General features: G+C 70.9%; 5 protein-coding genes. 3 read left to right on the top strand and 2 right to left on the bottom strand.

The window, feature by feature from the left end; all coding sequences use genetic code 11:
- Both VF139_02920 and VF139_02925 read left to right on the top strand, forming a co-directional pair.
- On the top strand, positions 1-443 hold a 443-nt coding region (locus VF139_02920), incomplete at its 5' end, for a tyrosine-type recombinase/integrase (GenBank protein HEX6850334.1).
- A complete protein-coding gene (locus tag VF139_02925; protein HEX6850335.1) occupies positions 440-1,222 on the top strand; it encodes an inositol monophosphatase family protein in 783 nt (260 codons plus the stop codon). The genes VF139_02920 and VF139_02925, both read left to right, overlap by 4 nt.
- Before the next feature lie 79 nt (positions 1,223-1,301).
- Here the strand turns inward: VF139_02925 and VF139_02930 are convergent, their stop codons facing one another.
- A complete protein-coding gene (locus VF139_02930) occupies positions 1,302-2,693 on the bottom strand; it encodes a 1-acyl-sn-glycerol-3-phosphate acyltransferase (protein ID HEX6850336.1) in 1,392 nt (463 codons plus the stop codon).
- A gap of 105 nt (positions 2,694-2,798) precedes the next feature.
- Here VF139_02930 and VF139_02935 point away from each other — a divergent pair, with 105 nt between their 5' ends.
- Positions 2,799-3,236, top strand: a complete 438-nt coding sequence (locus VF139_02935; GenBank protein ID HEX6850337.1) for a hypothetical protein — start codon at positions 2,799-2,801, stop codon at positions 3,234-3,236.
- Here the strand turns inward: VF139_02935 and VF139_02940 are convergent, their stop codons facing one another.
- On the bottom strand, positions 3,237-4,082 hold the full coding sequence (locus VF139_02940) for a neutral zinc metallopeptidase (protein HEX6850338.1): 846 nt from the start codon (positions 4,080-4,082) through the stop codon (positions 3,237-3,239).
- Between the last annotated feature and the right edge of the window lie 73 nt (positions 4,083-4,155).

Here is a 4,155-nt window from a genome sequence, read left to right on the forward strand (position 1 = left end):
TCGACTTCGCCGGCGGCGTCGTGCGCGTCTTCGGGAAAGGTCGCAAGGAGCGTCTCGTGCCCTTCGGCTCTAAGGCGCGCGAGGCGCTCTCGCGGTGGCTCGAGACCTCCTCGGCCTGGCGGCACGCGGGGTCGCCCGCGCCCGAGGCCCTCTTCCTGAACTTCCGCGAGGGCGGGCGCCTCACCGACCGCAGCGTGCGGCGGATCCTCGACCGGCGCCTTCGCGAGGCGGCGATCCTCGCGAAGCTCTCGCCGCACGCGCTGCGGCACACCTTCGCCACGCACATGCTCGGAGCGGGGGCCGACCTCCGCGCGATCCAGGAGCTGCTCGGCCACGCCTCGCTCTCCACGACGCAGCGCTACACGCACGTCGACGTCGACGCGTTGATGCGCGTCTACGACGCCGCGCACCCGCGCGCGCACAAGATCCCGGAGAAGTCATGAACCCGTTCGAGCGCGTCGCGATCGAGGCGGCGCACGCCGGGGGCGCCGTGCTGCGCCGGCGCTTCCGCGAGCCCGCCGCGCTTCGCGTCGAGACCAAGGGGCTGCACGACTACGTGACCGAGGTCGACCGCGAGGCGGAGCGCGCGGTGATCGGCGTGATCCGCGCGAGGTTCCCCGACCACGGCGTGCTCGCCGAGGAAGGGTCCGGGTACGAGCGGGCCCCGGGGTGGCGGTGGATCGTCGATCCGCTCGACGGGACGACGAACTTCATCCACGGGGTCGGGACGTTCTGCGTCTCGGTCGCGCTCGAGGGGCCCGAGGGGCTCGTCGCCGGAGCGGTGTTCGATCCGCTCCACGAGGAGACGTTTCATGCCGCCGTCGGCGCGGGTGCGCGACGGAACGACGCGTCGATCGCGTGCAGCCGCCCTGCCGACCTGCACGACGCGCTGATCGCGACGGGGTTCCCGTTCCGCGAGCTGACGCGGCTCCCGTCGTACCTGCGTGCCTTCGAGCGGTTCGTCCGTTCGACGTCGGGGATCCGGCGCGCCGGCTCCGCGGCGCTCGACCTCGTCTACACCGCGTGTGGCCGCTACGACGGGTTCTGGGAGATCGGCCTGTCGCCGTGGGACATCGCGGCCGGAGCATTGATCGTCCGCGAGGCCGGAGGCCGCGCCACCGACGTGCGCGGCGGCTGCGACTTCCTGAAGGAAGGCTCGATCTGCGCCGGCGGCCCCACGATCCACGACGCCATGCTCGCGATCACCCGCGAACTCGGATAGGAAAAGGGGTCAGGCCCCTTTTTCTTGCACAAACGTTATCCCGAGGACTTTTGAACAAAAAGGGGCCTGACCCCTTTTCCTACAGGTGTGCCACCGAGTTGGCGTAGTACTCGAGCAGCCGCCGCTCCCCGTCGCGCACGCGGAACCCGTCCCCGACCTCCTCGACGACGCGCCGCAACACGAGCATGCGCAGGCCCACCGCGATCGCGTAGTCGTGGTCGTCCCTCGGGACGTAGACGTGCGCCCCCGACGCCTCGAGCTCGCGTTGCCGCGCCGAAGCCGCGGCGCGCAGCTCGACGCCGCTCCAGACGCGATCGACGTCGGAGGCGAGCGCCGAGGCAACGAGCGCCACCGGGGTGACCGGGACGTACGTCCCCACGCGCCGCATGACCTCCGACCCGAACTCCCCGATGCGCGCCATCCGCGCGTCGGCGTCGAGACCGCGGAACTCGACCCCGCGCTCGCGGCACCAGGCCCGCAGCGAGAGCGGCGTGCCGAAGTTGACGCACGCGTACCCGAACCGGTACCAGCGCCCCATGACGAGCAGCTTGAGGTTGCGCAGGACGAACGCCCCTGCCCCCGCGACCGCCCCGGCGAACCCGGGCCTGCGCGCCTCCGGGTCCGCCGCGAGCAGCTGCGTCCGGTCTTCGAAGACTCGGTCGTAGTTGATCCCGACGGGGACGAAGACGACGTCCCGCTCGGCGCGCGCGTCGAACGGCCGCAGCATGTAGCCGAGCAGCCCCAGCCTCGGCGGCCCGAGCGTTCCGTCGCGGGTCAGCCCGCCTTCGGGAAAGATCGCCTGGACGACCCCCGCCTCCGCCGCGATCTGCACCCACCGCTCGAGCACGCGACGGTAGAGCGCGTCGTTCGAGTTCCGGCGCACGAAATACGCTCCCATCGCGCGGATGAGCGTCTGCAGCGGCCAGATCCTGGCCCACTCCCCGACCGCGTAACTGAGGGCGGTCCGGTCCGCCGCGAGGTACGCGACGAGCACGTAGTCCATGTTCGATCGGTGGTTCATCACGAACACGACGCTCGCGTCGCGCGGGATCCTCGACAACCCGTCGTCATCCGCGTAGCCGATGCGCACGCGGTAGAGGAACTTCGCGACGCTTCTCGCGACCCAGTACCCCGCGCGGAAATAGGCGTACGCGCTGAACGACGGCACGATCTCGCCGGCGTAGCGACGGACGCGCGCGAGGAGGACGTCGCGCGGCGTGCGCGTCTCGCGCGCCTGCGCCTCCACCGCCTCCAGCACCTTCGGATCGTGCGCGAGGCGATCGACGAGCACCTCGCGCCGCGTCGTCTTGAACGGATCCAGGCGCAGGTGCAGCCGGCGATTCAGCTCGTCCACGGCGCGCTGGAGGCGGCGACCCAGCCACCAGCGCACGCCCGGAAGCAACAGGCGATCGAGGACCGCGACCGCCGACAACACGAAGAGCAGGACCGCGAGCCAGACGGGAAGCGTCATCGCCCGGATGCTAAGCCCTCGGGACCGCCGCGCCGCGAACTGATATTTGCAGCGTGTCCCCCGTCAATTTCGGACGGGCGCAGACCCGCGTACATTGCCGACGTCATGAGCGTGCAGATCAGCTATTGGACGCCTCCTTCGGACTTCGTGGCGCGTGCCCGGGCGTACGTCGACCAGACCGGCCTGCCCCTTCTCCCCCGGGAAGACCGCCCGCGCCGTCTCGGCGGATCGCTCGTTTTCGAGCGCTGGCGCGGCCAGTTCCTCCTCCACGACGACGATCCCCAGGAAACCGTCGTGCGCGCCAGAGCCAATCGCTTCAATTATTCAAACTACGACCGCGCCGCGGGGCGGATGCTCCGCTTCGCGCCGATCGAGTTCGTCGATCCCGACACCGGCGAATCGATCGGCCGCCTTCAGATGGTCGTGCAACCCGGGGACCGCGACCGTTACACCGCCGTCGTCTCCTCCGCGCTCGCCGCGTCGTGCCTCGCCGAGTTCCTGCGGACGAACGGCGAGGACTGGGGGTTCCGGCTCGCGGCCTGACTAGAAGGTGGCGCAGGCGGAAGGGTTCCCCGACGCGAGCCCGCGGCGCAGCCACTCCACCCGCTGGTCCGACGATCCGTGGGTGAACGAGTCGGGCTGGACCTCCCCGCGACCGAGGCGCTGGAGGCGATCGTCGCCGATCGCCGCCGCAGCCCGCAGTCCCTCCTCGAAGTCCCCCGGCTCGATCAACCCCCGCTCCTGCGCGTGGTGCCCCCAAACGCCGGCGTAGCAGTCGGCCTGCAGCTCGAGGCGCACGCTCCAGGCGTTCGCCTCCTCCCGCGAGGGCGCCGCCCTTTGCCGCTCGCGCACCGCGTCCGAAGTCCCCGCGAGGTTCTGCACGTGGTGCCCGATCTCGTGCGCGATGACGTAGGCCCCCGCGAAATCGCCGGGAGCGCCGAAACGGCGGGACAACTCGTCGAAGAACGAAAGGTCGAGGTACACCTTCCGATCGGGGGGGCAGTAGAACGGCCCGACCGACGCCGACGCCCGACCGCAGGCGGACTGCACCGCGTGCGTGAACAACACGAGGGTGGGTTCTTCGTAGCGACCGCCCGTCCCGGCGAAGAGCTCGCCCCAGGTCGTCTCGGTGTCCGCGAGGACGACCGAGGCGAACCGCCCGAGCTCGTCCTCCGGCGCTCCGATCGGTCCCGCCGGGGAATCCGCAGGCGCCGTTTCGGAGACTTCGCCGAGCAGCGAAAGCAGTTCCCCGGGGTCCGCGCCGGTCAGCCAGGCGATCCCGAGGACGAGGATCAATCCGCCGCACCCGAGGGCCGGCATCCCGCCGGGGAGGCGCGCTCCCCGGCGATCCTCGACGTTGACGCTCCCGCGACGGCCGGCCAGACGCATGATCGATGGATCTTCACGCCGTCAGCGCTCCTCGACACCTTCTTTCTCCGCCGGCAGCGTCGCGAGGATGACG

This window comes from Candidatus Polarisedimenticolaceae bacterium, assembly GCA_036376135.1.
GTDB lineage: Bacteria > Acidobacteriota > Polarisedimenticolia > Polarisedimenticolales > DASRJG01 > DASVAW01.

Excerpts from the sequence above, each read along its gene's own strand:
- VF139_02930 (HEX6850336.1), bottom strand. The coding sequence starts at position 2,693 with ATGACGCTTCCCGTCTGGCTCGCGGTCCTGCTCTTCGTGTTGTCGGCG.
- VF139_02925 (HEX6850335.1), top strand. The coding sequence starts at position 440 with ATGAACCCGTTCGAGCGCGTCGCGATCGAGGCGGCGCACGCCGGGGGC.
- VF139_02940 (HEX6850338.1), bottom strand. The coding sequence starts at position 4,082 with ATGCGTCTGGCCGGCCGTCGCGGGAGCGTCAACGTCGAGGATCGCCGG.
- VF139_02935 (HEX6850337.1), top strand. The coding sequence starts at position 2,799 with ATGAGCGTGCAGATCAGCTATTGGACGCCTCCTTCGGACTTCGTGGCG.